This is a genomic window from Sphingobacterium sp. UBA2480, from assembly GCF_002341965.1.
Classification (GTDB): domain Bacteria; phylum Bacteroidota; class Bacteroidia; order Sphingobacteriales; family Sphingobacteriaceae; genus Sphingobacterium; species Sphingobacterium multivorum.
On sequence record NZ_DDPA01000004.1, the window covers coordinates 262,044 to 283,790 of the forward strand.

16 protein-coding genes are annotated in these 21,747 nt (G+C 40.4%); 8 read left to right on the forward strand and 8 right to left on the reverse strand.

Features of this window, described 5'->3' with window-relative positions; all coding sequences use genetic code 11:
• Positions 1-22: 22 nt before the first annotated feature.
• From B3600_RS08560 to B3600_RS08580, 5 genes are all read right to left on the reverse strand, one after another.
• Positions 23-1,741: a M64 family metallopeptidase gene (locus B3600_RS08560; protein WP_286752694.1), complete on the reverse strand. Its 1,719-nt coding sequence runs from the start codon at positions 1,739-1,741 to the stop codon at positions 23-25.
• A 173-nt stretch (positions 1,742-1,914) separates the two neighbouring features.
• A complete protein-coding gene (locus tag B3600_RS08565) occupies positions 1,915-2,775 on the reverse strand; it encodes a helix-turn-helix domain-containing protein (protein ID WP_112374998.1) in 861 nt (286 codons plus the stop codon).
• 65 nt (positions 2,776-2,840) lie between these two features.
• A complete protein-coding gene (locus B3600_RS08570; protein WP_286752695.1) occupies positions 2,841-4,043 on the reverse strand; it encodes a DUF4369 domain-containing protein in 1,203 nt (400 codons plus the stop codon).
• A complete protein-coding gene (locus tag B3600_RS08575) occupies positions 4,030-6,369 on the reverse strand; it encodes a glycoside hydrolase family 95 protein (RefSeq protein ID WP_286752696.1) in 2,340 nt (779 codons plus the stop codon). The genes B3600_RS08570 and B3600_RS08575 overlap by 14 nt, the downstream gene beginning before the upstream one ends.
• Positions 6,359-8,242 (reverse strand): alpha-L-fucosidase, encoded by a 1,884-nt coding sequence (locus tag B3600_RS08580; RefSeq protein WP_286752697.1) that lies wholly within the window; start codon positions 8,240-8,242, stop codon positions 6,359-6,361. Before B3600_RS08580 ends, B3600_RS08575 begins: the two co-directional genes overlap by 11 nt.
• 558 nt (positions 8,243-8,800) lie before the next feature.
• On the opposite strand from B3600_RS08580, the gene B3600_RS08585 reads away from it, so the two are divergent.
• Both B3600_RS08585 and B3600_RS08590 read left to right on the forward strand, forming a co-directional pair.
• Positions 8,801-9,289 (forward strand): META domain-containing protein, encoded by a 489-nt coding sequence (locus B3600_RS08585; RefSeq protein WP_046673701.1) that lies wholly within the window; start codon positions 8,801-8,803, stop codon positions 9,287-9,289.
• A gap of 225 nt (positions 9,290-9,514) precedes the next feature.
• Complete coding sequence (locus B3600_RS08590; RefSeq protein WP_286752698.1) at positions 9,515-10,687, forward strand: trans-sulfuration enzyme family protein; 1,173 nt, start codon at positions 9,515-9,517, stop codon at positions 10,685-10,687.
• Between the two features lie 89 nt (positions 10,688-10,776).
• Here the strand turns inward: B3600_RS08590 and tpx are convergent, their stop codons facing one another.
• Positions 10,777-11,277 (reverse strand): thiol peroxidase, encoded by a 501-nt coding sequence (gene tpx / locus B3600_RS08595; RefSeq protein ID WP_046673694.1) that lies wholly within the window; start codon positions 11,275-11,277, stop codon positions 10,777-10,779.
• 148 nt (positions 11,278-11,425) lie between these two features.
• Here tpx and B3600_RS08600 point away from each other — a divergent pair, with 148 nt between their 5' ends.
• The 4 genes from B3600_RS08600 to B3600_RS08615 all read left to right on the forward strand — a co-directional run bounded on the left by B3600_RS08600 (position 11,426) and on the right by B3600_RS08615 (position 15,557).
• Complete coding sequence (locus B3600_RS08600) at positions 11,426-12,652, forward strand: OmpP1/FadL family transporter (RefSeq protein ID WP_286752699.1); 1,227 nt, start codon at positions 11,426-11,428, stop codon at positions 12,650-12,652.
• A 22-nt stretch (positions 12,653-12,674) separates the two neighbouring features.
• Positions 12,675-13,979, forward strand: a complete 1,305-nt coding sequence (locus B3600_RS08605; RefSeq protein ID WP_286752700.1) for an SGNH/GDSL hydrolase family protein — start codon at positions 12,675-12,677, stop codon at positions 13,977-13,979.
• 244 nt (positions 13,980-14,223) lie between these two features.
• The gene (locus B3600_RS08610; RefSeq protein ID WP_046673691.1) at positions 14,224-14,640 is read left to right on the forward strand and encodes an OsmC family protein; all 417 of its coding nucleotides are present in this window, start codon (positions 14,224-14,226) and stop codon (positions 14,638-14,640) included.
• Positions 14,641-14,891: 251 nt separating this feature from the next.
• Positions 14,892-15,557 (forward strand): hypothetical protein, encoded by a 666-nt coding sequence (locus B3600_RS08615; protein ID WP_286752701.1) that lies wholly within the window; start codon positions 14,892-14,894, stop codon positions 15,555-15,557.
• Positions 15,558-15,912: 355 nt separating this feature from the next.
• Here the strand turns inward: B3600_RS08615 and B3600_RS08620 are convergent, their stop codons facing one another.
• Complete coding sequence (locus tag B3600_RS08620; protein WP_286752702.1) at positions 15,913-18,285, reverse strand: outer membrane beta-barrel family protein; 2,373 nt, start codon at positions 18,283-18,285, stop codon at positions 15,913-15,915.
• Positions 18,286-18,524: 239 nt separating this feature from the next.
• On the opposite strand from B3600_RS08620, the gene B3600_RS08625 reads away from it, so the two are divergent.
• Both B3600_RS08625 and B3600_RS08630 read left to right on the forward strand, forming a co-directional pair.
• Positions 18,525-19,868 (forward strand): sensor histidine kinase, encoded by a 1,344-nt coding sequence (locus tag B3600_RS08625; protein ID WP_286752703.1) that lies wholly within the window; start codon positions 18,525-18,527, stop codon positions 19,866-19,868.
• A gap of 73 nt (positions 19,869-19,941) precedes the next feature.
• Positions 19,942-20,616 (forward strand): response regulator transcription factor, encoded by a 675-nt coding sequence (locus B3600_RS08630; protein WP_046673688.1) that lies wholly within the window; start codon positions 19,942-19,944, stop codon positions 20,614-20,616.
• A gap of 3 nt (positions 20,617-20,619) precedes the next feature.
• Here B3600_RS08630 and B3600_RS08635 read toward each other — a convergent pair whose 3' ends face one another.
• Positions 20,620-21,675, reverse strand: a complete 1,056-nt coding sequence (locus tag B3600_RS08635; protein ID WP_046673687.1) for a hypothetical protein — start codon at positions 21,673-21,675, stop codon at positions 20,620-20,622.
• Positions 21,676-21,747 lie beyond the last annotated feature (72 nt).

Genomic DNA, 21,747 nt, shown 5'->3' on the forward strand with positions numbered 1-21,747 from the left:
TCATTTCATTCCAAGAATACAACTAAAAAGTTACAATTGTTTTCTCGCTTTTACACGTTGTCTCTTTATCTATTTTTTGAACATATATCTTTCCAGAGGAGGTTGGTAATTTCATTGTGAGCACATTATTTACCCCCGTTGGGCGTACATACTCCCCATTAAATTCATCCCATTCATAGATCGGACTGCCATCTTCATTCGACCAGATGTAGTTATAACGCCCATCGACTTTATCCTTTACCGTCAACTGTACTGTATTCTTCTTCTTATCGATTTTTACCTCAATACGCTTTGGTTTATCGATTTTACCCAGTGTATGGATATGAATTTTTGTCGTCTCGGAGGTGCGGTCATCCCAAATACCACGGACGAAGTATACTTTTGATTCCACAATATTTTGTAACACAATATTATTGCCTGTCTCTTCCCAAAATCCTGTAGCGGCATCATACCAACGATATTCAAGTCCGGCAACAGGATGCTTTACCGTGAGCACCTGAGCACCACCATAACAGGTTTCCAATGTATCGCCCCATGTGGTAGATGGTTTCGCTAAATCAATCAATTTTACCTGATTAAAGGTCCACACAACCGAGTCCCGGTGGTTGACATAGGATGGATTACGCACTAGATTTGTCGTATCTTGAATCATGACCTTCAACGTATTTGCTCCAACGCTTAGCATTCCTGGATCAAGGTAAATCGAATCAATGTCGGTCGCAATTGTTTGATCATTCAACAACCAGGACATTTTAAAGGTGTTCGGAGAAGGTTTTGCCAAACGTAGCGAAAACTTCTGAACACTATCTAAAGTAATCGGCTTATCGAGTGCAGGTTTTACCTGAATAAATGGACTTGACTTTTTCTTGATGGAAGCAACAAATTGCTCTTGACAAACGGGACAAAATGGAGCTACTAGATATTGCATTTTACAATATTCATGTGGTCTAAACCAGTTAGAGGGCGAACCTTTACCACCATAAGAGTAAATACCAACTCCGTCTTTTCCAAGCCAGTATTTCCAGGGGACCTGCTTTGCATCTGCCGATTGTGAGCGGTTTACAGATTCAATGGCATATTGATTTCCAGCCCAATATTCATCAGCAAGCTGGGCAAAAGAATGTCCAATTTCGTGTACCGCGATATCATTGCTCTTAAAATTAACCGTAGAAGTTGCCCATTTTCCTCCTGAACCACCATAAAACGGGGAATTCACCAATACAACGACCTGTGTATAATTTGGGGTATGCATTTTCAATACCTCTTCAATACGATCATTTTTTTGCGGTACAACCAAACGATGTAAACCACCATTGTCAAAGCTGCTTCCAAAAATCGTGTTTGGATGGGCAACCGGAACAGCATGATCTCGTGTAAACTTGTTGTAACGTGGTGGATATTTACTTAAATCGGTCTCACCATGCACACAATCACCCGCTTTGCAATCGTGCGCTGCACCAGAATCCTCGGAAATCGTACGGATTGCAAACACATTAAAAAAACTGCTGTATTGTTTGAAGGGTTCGATCGAGAAAAAATAGTTGGTAAACTGCTTGGCATCGGCAGCGTAATCATCCAGTTGCGCTTTCGTATAACCGTCCCCCAAAATCACCAGATTGACAATATGCTTATCCGTCCCTTGGTATTGCAGTGTATCGATCTTAAAAAGAGAATTTTGGGCCCGCAGCTGCAGCACAGATATACATAAAACTATAAGTGCAATAAATAGATTTTTATTCATCGGAATGGTTATCGTTAGAACTCAAAAATAACATTTTAGCACCTGCTATCTTTAAATTTTATTGACGAGTCTTTCTCCGATATTGTCAATAAAATCCTTCTTCAGATCTCCGCAGGGAGCCTACCAAAAATCAATGGGATAAGGTTCCCGCATCGTAACATCCGACCAACAGCTTAGTCACGCATACGATGTTCCTGTACATATTCACTCGGCGAAAGCTTGGTTATTTTTTTGAACACCCGATTGAAATTGACAACATTGTTAAACCCTGTTTTAAAAGCGATATTAGAAACACTTTCTGAAGATTCGTCAATCAACATTTTACAGGCGCGTTCAATCCGGATTTCATTGAGGAAGGTCACATAGGTTTTACGTGTATGCTTCTTAAAATACTTGCAAAACGCGTGTGGGGTCATGTGTGCCACCGCTGCTATATCTTCTAAAGAAATCTTGTCTCCAAAATGCTGGAAAGTATATTGGAATATTTCATTGATTCGCAATCCTTCGGCATCGGAGAACTTCTTTTGTGGAATACCTGTATACAGCGAAGTCCATTGATCTACTTTTTTACTTAAAAAATTAATCAGCTTCACAAACGAGAGGAGGCGATCTATGCCCGCACTCACGTTAATCTGTACAAACTTCTCTTTCAACGCAACGGAGTGCTCCGCATCCAATTTTTTACTGACGTTGATGTGTTCCAGAAAATATTTAACATCATCAAATTCAGGGAAATCCAGAAAAGGTTTAAAATGCTCGTAGTCGAAAAAAATATGGATGGCATGAATGCCATCCTTTATATCCTCCCCTGTTTTGAACATATGCGGTTCATCCGCATCAACGATATAGATCTCGTCCTCTTCAAAATTGTGGGTAAAGTTGCCAATCATAAAGGTTCCCCGCCCCTTCAAAATATAGGTCAGCTGGATTTCCTTGTGTCGGTGGTAGTTGCTATAGAATGAAGGCAGAATATCTTCCTGCACACAAATAGATCCTTGGTAAACTACCGGAACTGTAAATTGAACGACTTTCATTACGTATTGAAATAACAAATATTAAACAGTTAATTCAAATGTAAGATTTTTTAAGACAATAATCGTTAATTTTTAGCAAGAAATTCCTTTACCTTCCCTAAAAACTGTGGCATCGCTGGGTCCTCACCACTCAAGGATAAAATTTGGAAAGTCCGTGGATTTATCCATAGATAACTTGGCGTACGATCTATACCAAAATCATTTTCCATCGTTGCTTGGTCGTTATAATTCAAAAAATAGCTCTGCTTGCCCAGGGCAAGCTCTTTACTTGATTTGATCCATTTATCCAGATCCTTATCCAGCGAAAAATAGATAACCCTTACCCCCATAGCGTTCAACTGAGATTCTTTTTTCCGTAACATCTCTATATCCGCCTTACTATTTGTATTGGAAGTTCTCCAAAACGCGGCAATCAGCATTTTAGCTTTTGAAAAATCCTTCAAATTCAAACTATCCCGTTCTACATTCATGGGGCTAATAGCAGGAAATACAGGCATATTTTCATAGAAGTCTTTCACCTTATCGACCTTTTCACGTGCAAACTTAAAATAAGGATGTTTCTGTAAATCTGCATTAAAACTCAGCAATGCGGCATCGAATTTTTTATAGTTCGTCTGATCCAAGGAGATGTATTTAAAAAAATAAGGCAATACCAAGGATGAACGATGGGTACTATCGAGAATAAAATCGGCGTATAGTGTGCGTGGATTAAATGCTGTATTGCCACTTAAGCGCTGTATTTCATCTACTGTTTTTTCATAGGAACCGTCATTTCTTGCAGCCATCGAAGGCAACTGGCTCTCCAGTTGCCTTACCCTTTGACTTTTATTTGCCGTTTTATTTTTTTCCTCCTGTTCACGCTTTTGGTAGGCTGCATTGAACTGCACAAAATCGTTCGCATTCTGTGAAGAGGTTGTCAAGGTAAACTTGCCCTGATTTTCACTCAAATCATATTCACTCCCGCCTTCGACAAATAACGTATAGGGCTCCATACCCTTTATCTGAATATCATAAAATCCGGCCATAGCCAATTCACCTTCCAGAACAAATTGCCCATTGGCAACCTGTGTTTTTACAAATTGCTGCAATTTATTATCGTGATCGACGAGGCTCACCTGAGTCCCGTCCCCGGCGGTAGTTTTTCCGGTTATTTTATAGCTAAAGCTATTCAACAAGGCGGCTGTCCTCGCCGATTCGGACTTTTGGGTACAAGCTGTCGTCCCCAAGGCCAGCACAGACACCAAACAAAAATATTTAACGAACTTCATAATCTTTATAGTTTCCGTTTTCAAATAGACGAAGCTTTCCTTTTTTACCTTTAATCTGCAAGGCGGAAACCTTTCCATTTTCCCATTTGATGTCTACGGTATAGTTTCCACGGGTTTTAAGTCCCTTAACTTCACCCTTTGACCAAGCTTTGGGTAGAGCAGGTAATAGATGGATATAACCATTGTGGCTCTGTATCAGCATCTCGGCAATCCCGGCTGCACCGCCAAAGTTTCCATCAATCTGAAAAGGCGGATGCGCACAGAATAAATTAGGGTAGGTACCTGCCCCGATTCCCTGATAGGTTGTTTCATTGGTAAAAGCAGGTTTAAGCAACTGCCTTAGAATTTCGAGTGCATGATCACCGTCCTGTAATCTCGCCCAAAACAATATTTTCCAGGCTCTAGACCAGCCCGTTCCTTCATCGCCACGTACAGCTAAAGTCTTACGTGCTGCGTCAGCCCATTCAGGTGTGGTCTGTGGCGAGATAAATGCTGCGGGATACAGACCATATAAATGTGATACATGTCGGTGTTTAGGTTCAACTTCCTGATAGTCCTCGAGCCATTCCATCACGCGCCCCGATGGGCTAACGACTACAGGCGGAGGGATATCCTTCAGCTTTGTTTTCAAGGTACCGGCAAAACTATCGTTCATCGCCAGGATAGAATCTGCTTGAATTACTGCCTGATACAACTCCCGTACGATCTGATTGTCAATGGTAGGTCCCATCACAACCGCAGCAACTTTTCCATTGGCCATTCGGAAAGCATTTTCCGGCGACACCGACGGTGAAGTGACCCACCATCCTGTCTTAGGGTCCTGCACGAGCGTATGATCGTAAAACTCTGCTGCTCCTTTGAGTATCGGGTAAATCTCCTTGAGATAATTTTTATCCTCAGTAAACTGATAATGTTCCCAGAGATGATTACATAGCCAGCCCGATGCCGTACTCGCTCCCCAGGAAGCCTGCTCACCCGGAGCGGAATAGCCCCAGATATTCGTCATCATATAGACCACCCACCCCGGTGCATTATAGTATGCCTTTGCAGTCTGCTCACCTGTCTTTGCAATCCGTTTTATCATTTCGATGAAAGGCTTATGATACTCGCTCAGATTATTAACCTCCACGCCCCAATGATTCATCTGTGCATTGATGTTGAGATGATAATCACCATTCCAAGGCGTATTGATCTGATTAGCCCATAGTCCCTGAAGGTTTGGCGGGAGCGCTTTTGTATTTTTCGGGGCAGCACTTGAAATATTCAAATACCTTCCATATTGGTAATAAACCGTTGCCAAATCGGGATCAGCAACCGGATTTTTATAAAAATTAGCAATGCGTTCATTGGTCGGAATAGCGTTATTCGCTGTATTTCCATACAGATTAAGACTTACCCGATCGAAGACCTTTTGATACGCAGCGAGATGATTCCGATATACCTTTTGTTCGTCAGCAGTTTTTGCTGCTGTAACCGCTGCTTTGACAACAGGTAAGGGGTCCTTTCCATAATAGGAAGTACTTGCTGAGAAATAGATCGTAAGACCACCATTTGCCGACACCTCTAAGGTTTTATCCTTTTTGTTGATCTGCAGACTTTTACCTTTAACCTGAATAAATCCAACGAATTTCAGATTTTTACCACCTTTTCCATCAGGCAAAGATCCCTCAACCAGAATCCCATCGTCCAACAAGGTATAACGGTCAATATTTTCCTGGCGCTGGAATGATATGCCTAACTGCTGTACCACATCTTTGCCTTGGCTTAATTGGATAACACCGACATTGTTGTCAAAAGAAGTATAATAACGGCGTTGGACTTGCTGTCCATTGATCTTGAATGAAGTTTGTGCAGAGGCCGTCGCTAAGTCCAGGGAACGCTTGTAACCTTCGATCGTTCCAGCAGGCAATTTATAATCGAGTATAAGGTCGCCGAATAGCTGATAACAGCCGTAGGGAACCGTTGCCCCATTACCAAAACCCGACCCCTTGCCTTTGGTCACAAAAGTTTCATTGACCAATTTTTCGGCTTCATCATTTTTACCGGCCTTAAGCAGCGCCTGAATAGCTTCAACATTTTTATAGGCTTCATAATTATTGGGATCCTCTGGACTGCCCGACCACATACTAATCTCGTTGAGTACGATCTTTTCATGACTAGGATTTCCATCTGGCATCATGCCGATAAGTCCGTTTCCTAATGGCAAGGTCTCTTCCCAAACCTTCGCGGGCTTATTATACCAAAGTACGAGTGGATTTTGTTGAGCAAAAAGTATCGTGGTATGACATATACATACCACGATAAGCATTAAAAATCTATTTACCATACAATTCAAATTCCGCTATGGCTAATTCATTGCCATCGATAAATTGTTTTGGTTCAAATTTGATAAACTTGGTTGTGCTGTTCGTATCGAAAAACACCTGTTGCAAAATCGGATTCGCCTTAATATTGGAAAACTCACCTTCTTTGACAAGGGTCCATGTTTTCCCGTCAGTACTAGTTGATATTTTATAATGTGTTGGTGTCCCTACGTTCTTTCCATCCTGACGAGGAAGGAAGCCGATACCAGAAACAGGTTTATCTGTAGCGACAACGATTACACCTTGATCGGCAACAGTCGCAAAAGTACTTGGTTTTCCGTCAGATAAATAAGCATTATTATTGGATCTTCCCGTCGAAATCTTAAACCCTGTCAGCTTTTTCACCTCTTTGGTATTAAATGCAAAGGGTTCGTTGTACTCCTTGAACAGTCCAAAATCACTGAGCGTGATTGCTACCGGAGCATAAACATGAAGACGTAGTTTACTTGCAGTTTGAGGTTGCTCGAGTTTGATGAGGCGGTTTGCGCCGATACTTGTTGCTTTGGCCAAAGGTTTCCAGCTGTTATTTTCCCAACGTTCAATGGAGACACTATCTATACGTTGTCCCAACTTAATATTCTCTCTTAACTGAATAAGATCAAATTTCGCAGGGGATTTTAATTTTATTTCCAATGTAGCCGATGTTTTGGAATCGTCTGTTGCCCAATAGCTATAGCGGTCGTTATCTGTAATAAAGGAAGTACCATAGGATTTCGAATCACTATTACGGGTATTGGATGCCGTGATGGTCGCTCCTTTGGCTAAATTGGTACGGAAAGTTTCCTTCACTTTTTTTCCAAAAGCCTGCAGCGACTTCACATCATTCTCATGTAATGTACCAGGAGGCATCGGTGCTAAGCCAAGATTCATACATGCTCCCCTTCCCACTGATTTTAAATAGATCTCAAAAAGCTGATTGGGTGTTTTTACACGGCTATCTTGTTCTTCATGATAAAACCATCCCGGACGTTGTGGTACGTCACATTCAGCAGGTATCCAATATTTACCATTACGGTCGCCCGTTTCGGCATTGTGTGATTCTGTCGCTCCAGGTACAGCGATTTTTCCATTTAAGCCAATCGGCGTAAATGTTGCCCATGATGTTTCAGCAGCAAATCCTTTTTCATTGCCCACCCAACGCATATCCGGACCTATATCTGAGAAAATAACGGCTTCAGGCTGTAATTTTCTTACAATAGGCCATGTTTTCTCATGCCACTCATAGTATGTTGTTCGATCGATGATACGCTTCCCTTCATGTCCGCCATAAAAGCCATCACCGCCATTTGCTCCGTCGTGCCATGACGTAAACAATGGGCCATAATTGCTCATCAGTTCGGTCAGCTGCTGTCTGTAGGCATCGGCATAGGCCGGTGTGCCGTAACGCTCATCGTGACGGTCCCAAGCAGAAAGATATACACCAAATTTCATCCCATTGCGATGGGTCGCTTGCATAAAATCTTTGACCATATCACCTTTCCCGTTTTCCCACGGTGAAGAAGCGATACTATAGGATGTTGTCTTGGTTGGCCACAAACAGAATCCGTCATGGTGCTTTGCTACACTAATTAAACCCCTGAAACCACCTGCTGCAGCTGCCTTAGCAATTTGATTTGCATCAAAAGCCGAAGGGTTAAACAATGAGGGTTGTGCATCACCATAGCCCCACTCCTTATTTTGGAAAGTCGTCGGCGTATAATGAATCAAACAATACGTTTCCATCTCCTGCCACTTTAATTGACGCTCGGTTGGCAAGGCCCCGTAAGCTTTTAAAGTATCTGATTTGGCTACAGGCCCGCTGGAAAGTAAAATGGAGGATAACAAGATTGTCAACATAGTCTATATTTATGTGCTAGAAAATTAGGTTGTAAAGCCCTAAGATAAGAAGTTTTGCAAAATGCTGTATGTAACATTTGCGTACAAAACCGAGCGATGCTCAGCTCCATTAGGATGTATTCCTGGGGCAAATCGTATTTTTTGATCAAATCAATCGATTGATTAAAATAAGTCTTCCAATCTATCCATGCTGCTTTTTACAGCCAATCTTTTAATTTTTCGTCCTTTTTTCACGCTAATTCCCTGAAAAATCGGATTCTTTCGCTTATTGATCAAACAAAAATCATTCATCCTTTATTAATAGAGGATAAGGTAGTTAGCAGGGTTCGACTAGATGCTCGCTTAGGCTATCCTTGAGATTGGCATGATAATTATAAGTATAGGGCAGAAAAAGGAATGTTTTTTCTGAACGTATCTGTCTTTACGGATTTGTATTTTTTCATTAAGGTATCAATGAGCTTGCTACGCTAGCGTATTGACCAGAAAGGAGTTTCGGATTGCTTTCATGGATATAGATACTGACGAAATAACAAAAGTTTTATATTATTAAAAATGATTATGAGAGGAAATTTAATGATTTTAGCGGTTGCATTGGCGTTTTCAACAATCGCATGTAACACAACTGGAAAAAAAGCTGAGGCAACAGGTTCCGGCGACACGGCTACTACCGTCCAAAAACCGAGCACAGTGGACAATGCATCTTTGGAAGGCACCTGGGAACTTAAATCCCTGACCACAGCAGAGACAGCAGGAAAACAACTTAAGGATTTATTTAAGGACAAAATTCCAACATTGACTTTCAATACGAAAGACCACAAAGTAGATGGTAACAATGGTTGTAATGGTATTGGTGGAACCTACGAAAGTGAAAAAGGCAATTCGATCAAAATTGGTGATAAATTGGTTTCAACTATGATGCACTGTGAGAATGCAGCTTACAACGAATTTATGAATGGTTTGAAGTCTACGACAAACTTCGATGTACGGGATAATGAATTAACATTTATTTCTGGCGACATCGTCGTCATGCAGTTTGTTAAAAAATAGGTTAGTTTAAGGTAAAAGAGGAGGCCGGTACATGTACCGGCCTTTTTTGTTCAAGAGCCTGTTATCTTCTTCACCTCCTCTTCGCATCGTGTCTACGTCCTTTGAATAGGAAAAATAAGGCAAAAGGAATATAATAGAGGGCGATAGTCTTTTTTTTTATAAAAAGGGGTTATTTCATTGCTAATTATATGAATATAAAATTTTCATCTCGTACCTTTACACATCATGAAACAAGATCAATCTAAAATCATACGTGAACAGGTCGATCGTTCAGCACTTCGCGAACATTCGACTCCTTTATACCTTACATCAAGTTTTATCTTCGACAGCGCTGAACAAGGTCGGGCGGTCTTTGCTGGCGAAGAGGATGCAATGATTTATTCCCGCTATGCCAATCCAAATACTTCAGAATTCATCAACAAAGTTTGTATTCTTGAAGGCGCAGAGGCAGGGTTGTCTTTTGCATCAGGTATGGCAGCAGTATTTGCCTCCTTTGCGGGCATTATCGAAAGTGGAGACCATATCGTTTCTTCACGCGCGATATTCGGTTCTACGCATCAGTTATTTACGGAACTCTTCCCACGTTGGGGTGTTACCACAACTTACGTAGACGCTGCTAATCCTGAAGAATGGGAAAAAGCGATTCAACCCAATACAAAAATCATCTTTTTGGAATCGCCATCCAATCCTGGTTTGGAACTGGTTGATTTGGAATGGTTGGGTAAATTCAAGGAGAAATATCCCCATATCATTCTGTCGATCGACAACTGCTTTGCTACGCCTTATCTTCAGAAACCGATTCAATATGGATTTGACCTAGTTATCCATTCGGCCACCAAATATATGGATGGGCAAGGTCGTGTCTTAGGTGGAATTGTGGTTGGAAAACAAGAGCTAATCGACAAATTGATGTTCTTCATTCGTCATACAGGTCCAGCACTCTCCCCATTCAATGCATGGATCATATCAAAAAGTTTAGACACGCTGGGCATTCGTATGGACCGCCATTGTTCCAACGCATTGGCTTTGGCCGAAGCCTTAGAAAATCATGCGGAAATTGAGGATGTAAAATATCCATTTTTACCAAGCCACCCACAATATGAGCTGGCCAAGAAACAAATGAAAGCTGGTGGCGGTATTGTAACCTTTGTTGTCAAAGGTGGTTTTGAGCGAGCAAAAGCCTTTGTGGATCATTTGGAAATGATTTTATACACCTCTAATCTAGGAGATTCAAGATCAATCGCGACGCATCCAGCCTCTACTACCCACTCAAAATTGTCAGAAGATGAACGCTTGAACTTAGGCATCAAACCGGGCAGCATCCGCCTCTCTGTAGGTTTGGAAGATCAACAAGATATCATTAACGACATCTTACAAGCATTAGAAAAAACAAGATAAACATTCGCTTTGTTATAGTTAGCGAATATAGATCAACTAAAAAAGCCTTTGCATAAGCAAAGGCTTTTTAGATTATTCCAAAGTTATTCTTAATTCAAAGATGCGATCGCTGCCGCATAGTTTGGCTCGTCAGCAATTTCTGCAACTTGCTCTTCATACAACACTTTTCCAGTTTCATCCAATGTAATGACAACACGGCTCAACAAACCTGCCAACGGTCCATCGGCGATAGCCAGTTGATAAGCATCTGAAAAGTTTGAATCTTTATACTCCGATAATGTCACCACATTATTTAGACCTTCTGCTGCACAAAAACGACCTTGTGCAAAAGGTAGATCTTTCGATATACATAACACAACAGTATTATCTAACTGCGATGCTTCTTTATTAAATGCACGTACGGAAGCGGCACAAGTTCCGGTGTCTACACTAGGGAAAATATTTAATACAATTTTTTTTCCTTTGAAATCCGCTAGAGATTTATCGGAAAGATCGCCTGCAGTTAATTTAAAATCAGGAGCTTGCTCGCCAACTTGTGGTAAACTGCCTTTTGTGTTTACTGGATTGCCTTTAAAAGTGATTGTAGCCATATAATATGATCGTTTAATTTTTAGTATCCTTGCACTTAAAGGTACGAGCAAAAAAAATATTACACAACATTTATTAATTTTAGTCAAACATTTATTATGTTAGCATTGTATTTGATAGAGGAATGTTAACCAAACAATAAACACTAGTATGAAGAAACTACTATTCTCAATACTTTGTGCAAGTCCGTCACTCCTGTTTGCACAAGGATCACAAGTGAATCTACAAAGTCCCAAGGCAGTGGGAATGGGGGGAGCAGGCTCTGCTTACTTTTTAGATGAATCTTCCATTTTCTATAGTCCGGGCGCCTTAGCAAAAATGGATCATAATGCCATTTCGATTGCTGGTAATGCCGTCATGTATAAATCTGCATTTCAAGAGGTTGGGAGTACAGTTGTTTATCATACTAGAAATCAGATTTCAACTCCTTTTTCATTATTTGCCGCGTTCGGTCCTAAAAACTCCTGGTGGAAAGCGGGTATTGGCGTCTACACACCTTATGGTGGAGCCGTCGATTGGGGAAAAGATTGGGTAGGTAAATTCAGTTTGGTTAGCCTTTCGCTTCGTGCAATCTATATTCAGCCTACATTAAGTTTCAAACTGACTGAAAATTTTAGTGTCGGTGGCGGTTTTGTATACAACATTGGTACGGTAGACCTCGAGAATTCTGTTCCAGTATTTTACCCAGATGGTCACGCCGGATTGGCGACCCTAAAAGGAACCGGAACTGGTACGGGTTATAACGTTGGTATCCATTATAACCTAGAAGACGAATTTGCAATATCGGTAAGCTACCGTTCTAAAGTTGTCACTAAACTTAAAAATGGTGATGCAACTTTTGACGTGCCTGAATCGGTGGCTAGCAATTTCCCTGCAGGTAACAAATTCAGTGCTGAGCTACCGCTTCCTTCGACATTTGCCGCAGGCATCGCCTTCCCTATTTCGGAGAAATTAAAGATGGCTCTTGATGCAACGCTCATCAACTACGACATATATAAAGCCCTAGATTTCGATTACAAAGAAAACACACCTGTATTGCAAGATACCCATTCACCAAAAAAATACGATAAAGCAGGATCTATTAAAGCAGGATTGGAGTACATTGCTTCTGACTGCCTGCAATTGCGTATAGGTGGCGGTGTGATAGCGACACCGGTACAACAGAGCGCCTATGTCTATCCTGAGACACCCGATAACACGAGATATTTGATATCTGGAGGTTTTACGGTAAAACCATCACCAAAAATTGATGTCACAGGTTCGTTTGCTTACCAACGCATTGTGGCTCGTCCGTCAACTAATGTGGAGAGCCATCTTTCAGGTACATATGTGACAAATATTTTTGCTCCCGGTATTGGTGTAAGCTATAAATGGTAATTAACAGCCAAATTTGACTAAGATGAAAAAAAACAAACTTTATATAGCTGCGGCGTTAGCACTTTTTGCGATCTCCTCATGTAAACCTACATTGGACGAATATACGCCTTCGGCAGGATCGCTCAATTTTTCAAAATATGTTGCCATCGGTAATTCATTGACTGCTGGGTATGCGGATGGCGGACTGTATCTGGAAGGTCAAAGGGTAGCCTATCCCAATTTAATTGCCGAACAGTTAAAGCAAGTCGGTGGTGGTGAATTCAAATCGCCATTTTTCAGTGAAGATCAAGCCAATGGGTCTGGTTATATTACACTTACAGCGCTAGTCAATGGCCAGCCTGTAACGGCACAGGTAACGGATAAACTGGCCTACCGCTCAGCTTCACCAAAATTATTGACAAAATACACCGACCCGATCAACAACCTTGGTGTACCGGGTATGCGTATGGATATGGCTTTTGTAGCTGGAATCGGATCACAGGCTGGAAATATGTATTTCGAACGCTTGCTGCCTGATGCTGATGCGATGAAAACGTATTTTGCTTATTCCACAGCGCAAAATCACACATTTTTTAGTTTCGCCCTAGGTAACAACGATGCCTTAGGCTGGGCTACAAATGGTGGCGTAGAAGATGGACCTACATCAACATTAACCTCCACTGCGCTATTCACATCATTATTGGGCAACTATGTGACGACATTAACCGCTGGCGGACAAAAAGGAGTACTAGCAACAATTCCAGATGTAACAGCAACACCCTATTTTACAACGGTAACCCGTGCTGCGTTATTGGCAGCTGTCAATGCAACAAATCCGCCGACACCGGTAACAAATATCTACATAGCAACCAAGTCAGGCCCCCGTGCAGCTACCGATCAAGATTATTTTGTCCTTCCTTTCTCCTCAACAGGATTATTGGGAAAACCAAATGCTGCACAAATTCCATACGGCTTACACCCGCTGAATCCCGTCGAAGACAAATACGTACTTGATGTAAGCGAAACAGCAACGGTCGTACAACGTATCAACGAGTATAATGCTGCTATCAAAGCTGCTGCAAATTCAAAAGGTCTAGCTTTAGCTGATGTGCATGAATTCTTGAATAATGTAAAGGGAGGTGTTCGTATCAACGGACTAGCGGTGAGTGCAAAATACATTACCGGAAATGCATTCTCTTTAGATGGTATTCACTTAACACCAATTGGAAACGCCCTAATGGCGAACATCTTTATCAGCGCCATCAATTCTAAATATGGCTCAAAGATTCCACAGGTTGATGTAGCGAAATATCGCGGTGTCAAACTACCCGATACCGTCACAAAATAAAGAGTGATCTACATACTGACAAAAGGCAGACGAATAATCGTCTGCCTTTTTTGTATATTTCCTCTATAAATAAGTTCCTCAATAGGCAGAGGAGAGATCGATAAATTACTTTTATATACTACGCAATTATATTGCATATAAAAGGTAATTTATCTAAGTTTGTTTAGTATAGATTGAACAACAAAACCCTCGTATGGATTGAAAAAGGAGTCTAAACGAGCAAAAAAGAATAAAATAAAATAAGATGAAAATCAAATTAAACCGTGTCAACCAAGCTGTGCATTTCGAAGCCAGCAGTGAATTATCTCCTGTCAAAGTCAACATCGATGGCTCGGAAGCTATCGGCGGCGAAGGAAAAGGTGTTCGTCCAATGGAATTGGTTTTAATGGCACTGGGTTCTTGTAGCGTCTTTGACCTCCATAGCATACTGGTAAAACAACGCCAGCAAATTGACGATATCCAGGTCGAAGTGGAAGGGAAACGACGCGAAGAAATCCCGCAGGTATTTACAGATATCCACATCAATTTTTTCCTAAAAGGCGAAATTGATGAGCTAAAAGCAGCTAAAGCGGCTGAACTGGCCGTTAAAAAATATTGCTCAGTACATGATATGCTTGCCGCTGGCGGTATCAATATCACGTATTCACTAAAAATAAACTAAGAAATAGGCTTTACTTGATCTAATAAGCCCCTATTTAGTATGGGGATTATTAGTTCACTTAGTTTAATAAATATCGCCAGTTTATCATATAATCTAATTTCATCATTTATGATAACTATTGACTCATTCCACTACCATAACTTACAAGAATATTAGTTTCATAAAAACCCACTTAATTAAAGAATTAACATAATTAACCTTTACGATTTCAGTAAAATATTCTATATTTACAGAAAATATATTACTTAATTATGAAAAAAACAATAAAATTACTTATCTTAAGTATCACCTTGGCCTTATTTTTCGCGTGCTCAAAAGAACTACACAAAAACGAACCAAACAATCAAATACTATCAATAGATGTAAAAAAATCATCGAATTCGCCAAAGCACCATTTAGATAAGGAACGAGACTTATTCATTACAAACAGAATAAAGTCCATACAAGAAGGCTTAAATATCACGACTTCATACAATATAACAGCAGAAACACCCGCCTGTTCCGAAGTTTCTGATAATATCTCATATGAAGTTATTCCCGTAATTTCAGAAAATACGAGAAAGGGATATCTTTATGTTTTTGAAAAAGACAAAAGCTATAGATCTTTTTATCAAGAAATAAAATATAACAATGAGGGGGTTGCACAAGGATTCATAATATGGTCAGAAAAGAGCCAATACGTATATAGTACAAATGAATCTATGTATAAACCCAAAGATCTTTCAATGATATATTCTGCATCCAATAATAAAGCTAAAGATGAAGATTATTTAACTTGCGTTGCTAGAGTATTTCAACAAGCAAAGGCTGCTTGTGAAGCAGACCCCAAATGTAATTTGCTTTGTTATATAACAGGACCGTCTTGTGAAGGGTGTATGTTAGCAGCAGCGGCGGCAGCGTGCGCAATTTACAATTAGAAAATTTAATCAAAAGAAAAATGTTATGGAAATATTATTTTTAATCGCTGGCATACTCATTCTCTTTACATATATATTTACAATATATAGGATAAGTAAATCTTCAGAAAGGATTCAACTTTGGAAATTGTTATTAATAGTCTTTATCCCTTTTTGGGGATGCTTAGTCTATCTCTTATCAAGTAATCGCTTTAAACGTGTTTAGAGAAAAATTATCTTTAGAATAAAAGCTTAATAAAGGTTAGATCGTTTACAGCAACAATCTAACCTTTATCGAAGAAATAACTCTCGCAACTAAGAGTTTCACAGAAGTAGAAATAATCTTTTAAATGACCTTTTTTATAGATCAACTGATTTACAAGCGATTCTGCTCTTCTGTTCTTGTTGGCTGATTGCTGCTCTTGACCTTCTGGTTTCCAAAATGATACCGCAGCGTCAGATTCACCTTTCTAGTATCGCGGTAATCTTTATAAAAGTTGTTTTGGTCGCCATACTTGGATGATATCGTCATTTTTTCCGTTTTGAAAATGTCCATAAATGATAGATTCACTTCAAATTTCTTCTTAAAGAATTTTCGATTTGTCGTCACATAGGTACTTGAATATCCTGTTATTTTAAATGGCCCTTGTATCGTCGGGGATGTAAATGTGTTACCCAGTTCAAGGTTCCAGCCAGCATCTTTATGCAGTACATAGTTGGTACTTACGTTTCCGTTGCCGATATACACATCATTCTTGTGCAATACGTCATCAGTCCCTACAAAGTAATTCTCGTTATACATTCCTTCCAACTGGAGGTTCAATCCCCAGCGTCCTGTCAGCTGAAAACTCTTACCCAGGTCTATACCCGCCCCTTGTCCTTTCTTGATATTGGTATATTGGAAAATCAACTGGTGATTGTTGTTATCTTGACGGGAAATTTCCATATTCGGCCACTTCTCAAATCGGTAAAATAGATCGATATTCCAGTTGTTTTTGGTCCAGGTCAGATTGAGGTTATGGACGATCGTCGCCCTTAAACGTGGATCTCCCTGAAAATAGGAAAAGCGATTATAGTAGGACTTAGCCGGATTAAGCCAAGAGTATGCTGGGCGACTAATACGCTTTCCATAAGAAAAGCCGAACTGCTGATCGTCAGCCAAGGCATATTGCATGTAAAATGTCGGGAAGAGCACAAAATAATCACGCTTATTGATATCAGCTGGTTCGGACATAATACCTTCCAAATTGGTATATTCACCCCTTAAACCAGCTTTCCAGCTCCATTTCTTCCAAGCATAATCGAATGAGGTATATACAGCTATATTCCGTTCTTTGTAATCAAACACACTGCTCTTGTCGGGCCGGTGCTGAAGAGTACCGGATTCATCATCGGAAAAAGCAAGGGTGCTTGTTGTTTTCACATCACTAAATTTTCCACCAAACTCCAGCCCCAGTTTCTTTATTTTCCCGGTGAAATCTATCTGTGAAGAAAAAAGCCGGTTTTTATTTTCATTATTACTGATAAATCGAGTGTCTGTAGGTTCCTCCCCCTTAAATCGCAGTGCCGTCAAAACATCCTGATCGTTGGTAGAATGGTTATCTGTAAAATAGGATGACCAGTTTATGCTCCATTTGGGATTAATTTTCTTAGTTACCTGAAGATAGAGGTTATTCGTTTTTGCCGATCGTTGATGATCATTAGTTGTGAGATAAGAGGATTCCTGCACATGATTTTTATCGTATATGATCGTGGGTACCTCATAGATACCATAGGTTTTCGGTCCGTAATATCCATTTAGTCCGGCGTTGACTGTCCAGGTTGTATCGGGTGTATAATCTATCGAAAACACATAACTGTTCTGACTGTTGTTGGTATCAAATCGATCCATTACACCTTCCCATGAGGTTTGCTCGTTCGGATAATACACATAATTCGTTTCATAGCGGGCGTAAGTCCCTCTTCCGAAATTATAGGTACCACGAAGATTGATTTTTTCATTTTTATAATACTGGGTCAGTCCAAGCAGTTGCTTCCAAGTACTGCTTTTTTCGGCCAATGCAACCGCTGAGCCTCTGTAGCCATATAGGTTCGATTTAGAAAGTTTAATATTGATAATCGTACTTCCCTCAGCCTCATATTTTGCTGGTGGATTGGTAATAACCTCTATCGATTGCACGTCGCTACCTGCTGTATTCTCCAGATAGGTTTTCAGTTCATCCCCCGTGAGCATCACTTTTCGCTCATTAATGAGGACAACAATATTTTTGCTTCCACGAACCATTAAATCCGCACCATTCACCATCACCAATGGCGTACGCTTCAAAATGTCCCAGCTGTTGAGCGCTGAAAGATTTGAATTCTGAACGTTAAATTCCAAGCGGTCCAACTTGCGGATCAATCTAGGAGCGCGACCGACGACTTGTGCTTCTTCGAGTACCTTTGCTTCGGGAAGAAGTTCAAGCAAGAAAGGGCGTGAAATGGTATCGCTGTGAAAAAAAAGTTCCTGAGACTTGAAGTTTAGATAGGTTGTTCGTAGATAGTAGCCACTAGGATGATCCAGCAGAAGTATAAATTTTCCAAAATGGTCCGTCTTTACTTTCCGGATCTCCTGATAGTTGCTATCCAATAGCATAACGGTCGCTCCCGCCAGCACAATTTTGTTTGCATCCTGTACTTGCCCCCCGATTTGTTTGGTCTGTGCCGAAAGCAACAAGGGGAAAGCCAGAAAAAATAGGATCAATTTCATGTACAAATAATTAGTCTTTTAATTCTAGTATAGCTTATCCGCATTATTCTATTTGTTAGAATTTATGTTTTGTAACACATAGGCCAGTTTGTGGTCATCCGTATTTGACAACCGCGGCCATTTAATACGCTGATATTCTATGCTTCAAAAGTGCCTATAGTTGAAGCAAATGATAGTTAACAAAGGGTTAATGCTGCGTTAAGGTATATTATCTTAGCCGTCAGCAGTTATATTTGTGTATGGAATTGAAGCCCAAAAGTTATATCGTCCTCTTTACGCTGTTTTTTGCTGTACTTATCGGCATACAGGGGTATCAATTGTATAATACCTATCAGCTCAAACAGCGTGATATTTTTGCCACTGTGAAGAGTAAGCTTGGCAAGCTTCATGACAATGACAAGCTTTTTGATGATGATTTAATGAGTAAGGACATTGCCAGAGACTATTATATCAAATTGGTTAAAAATGAGATTACGGCTGAAAAACTGAAAGGACTTTACAGTGCAAATGCACATAAAACATCCCAGAGGCTAACGCAATATGTCGACAGTCTATTTCAGCCACTTGGAATGGATGTCATCCTGAAAAAAGAAATTTTGGGCATCTATTTCAAGAGCTTAGAAAAACAGATCGCAGCGGGTCCCATTACCATCTACACAACGTCTGGAGCTTTTCGGCAGCCCGTTGAACTTTCCTCAAGCGAGTGGATAACAGAAAAAACAGAAACACAGAAAATCGAAAACAGCATCCAGAGCAAAGAAGTCTTATATACCTTTCTTGTACATAGGAAGACATCGTTTGAGGTGACGAATCTCAACTGGATATTATTCAAAGAACTTACTTCGCTTCTGTTGAGCACCCTTTTTATTCTTGTCGCCTTCCTTTGGCTTTTTTATAGAACCATTCAGAATCTCAGAAAACAGCAGAAACAGATCAGCGTGCTACACGATGTCGTTGACAATATTTCTCATGAGCTCAAAACGCCAATCGCAACCTTGAAGATTGCAGCTAAAACACTACGGAAATCAACAGACGACAATATCATAACGGTCATTGAACGTCAGGCAAACCGTCTCGAACAAACCCTCAACCCACTGAGCGAGAATCTTCAGACAAGGGATCAGCGCCCTATTACCAACAGAGAACTACACGCTATTTTCGAAGACTTTCAATTGACCAATCCGGCTATCGCATTCCAATTAAGCTCCTTGCCTGACGGTAAATTATGCCTGAGCCTAAATGATGCGACAACACTATTTCAAAACCTGATGAACAATGCCGTAAAATATGGTGCAACTTGGATTAATATCTCTTTTGAGGATCAGAAAGGTAAACTCTCGATTTATATACAGGATAATGGTTACGGCATGGCGGAGTCCGAGTTACCTTATATTTTCGACAAGTTTTACCGCATCCAGAAAGACAATATTCACGACAGCAAAGGTTTGGGAATCGGTCTTTTTCTTGTTAAGACAATCGTGGATCGTTATCACGGACAGCTTACCGTAACCAGCAAGCCCGATGTAGGCACTACGTTTAAAATTCAGCTGCCCCTCGTTGCTATTCAATCACAGACATCATAATCAGCAGCAGGGATGATCAGCGAAAAAAAAATAGGGAATAGACAATCAATACATTAACGACTGAAAATAGCATATGAACAAAATACTACTCGTGGAAGATGACCCAGATTTTGGTTTTATGCTCAAGCAATACCTTGAGCTATCCACATTTAACATAGACTGGATAGCGCAGCCCAATGATCTTACGGAAAATTTCCAGCAGCTAGCCGATTATGATCTGGTTATACTGGATGTTATGCTGCCTCAAATTAGTGGTTTTAGCCTTGCCAAAGAAATCAACGCCCTATACCCCACGTTGCCATTTATCTTTTTAACAGCCAAGGAGCAAAAAATAGATAAGCTCACGGGACTAAAAATCGGTGCCGATGATTATATCACCAAACCTTGTGATCCTGAAGAACTGTTACTTCGCATACAGAATATATTAAAGCGAAATCAGAAAAATAGTACCCCAAAATCGATTGCCATAGGTACGTATATTTTCTATCCCGAACAGTTATTATTAAGCCATGCTTCGAAACAATATAAGCTTACTGAACGTGAATCGCAACTTCTCCTATTTCTGTCGCAACACAATGGTCAACTTGTCACACGCGAAGAAATTCTTGAAAAGGTCTGGGGAAACGCAGATTTCTTTACCGGAAGGAGTATGGATGTCTTTATTACCCGAATCCGAAAATACTTAAGCCTGGATCCCAAGCTTAGTATCAGTTCACATAGAGCAGTCGGATTTACGATTCAATTTTAAGGATTATCCGGCAATCTCTTCTTTCCGCTTGTTCCATAATTTCTCTGCCCAACGACCGACAAACCAAAAGGACACCGCTAAAATTAAAAAGAATACGGCTCTATTGATATTATCCCAGAGATACTCCACATATCGGGTATAGATATTAAGTACTAAAAATACAAATCCCACTTCCCTGCTTACATTATCTTTAGCCTTTAAGCCGTAGACAACCAAGAATGCCGACACGGCAGTGGATAAAATACCCCAATAGAACATATGGTATTGACGTACTGTCGTCCATTCATAGAAATCAGCATAATTCCCAAAAATAGATAGGGTCCACAAGGAGACCATCAGGTAGATCAACCCTACAATATAACTGATAGGCTGAAAGATTTGCAGGCGTTCGAACCGCGGTTGAACCCAAACGGCCAAAGCGGTGAGCAGCGCTCCGAAGATGGTAAAACGAAGTGGGTAATTCATTCCCCAAAACTTAAAGCCCCAATTGCTATGGTAGGCCGTCTCGGTCGCAAACCATACCCCCAAAGCCAAAAGCATAAAGGTCCAAATCAGTTTACTGTCAAGCTTAACAGCAAGAAAGCCATAAATTGCAACAGAGAGTAAAAATAACAAGGAATAATGCATCGTATCTTTATCCAATACTTTACCCATAAATCCGATGCAGGCTGCTGTTCCAAAAACCCCAATCAGCATCATCGTTTCAGTGGATAGATTTTTATAAGGATATCGTTTCTTATACCGAAAACCCAGCGTATAGAATAATACGGCCACAGCAGCAAAAAAGAAGCAAAATAGGATATTAGGCGCTTCGTAAAGTGTATCGACAAAGGCCAAGAATGATGCATCTGTAAACAACGAAAAAACAGCAAAGACCAAAGAAGCCAAGGCAATCCAAAAAGCATATCTCGCCAGTTGTCCCCAGTCAAAACTTTTTACGTCCAAACTATCCATCAGCTCGTTCGCTTTTTGTTCATCCAACAGGTTTTCTTTCTTCCAAAATTGGACAATATCGTCGATCGATTGTTTCTCTTGTTTGCTGACGTCGTATTTTCGCATAAATTTAGATTTACTGTGCAAGGTACATTATTTTTTTAAATCACTTGTATATCACATTTTATTCCAAAAGTC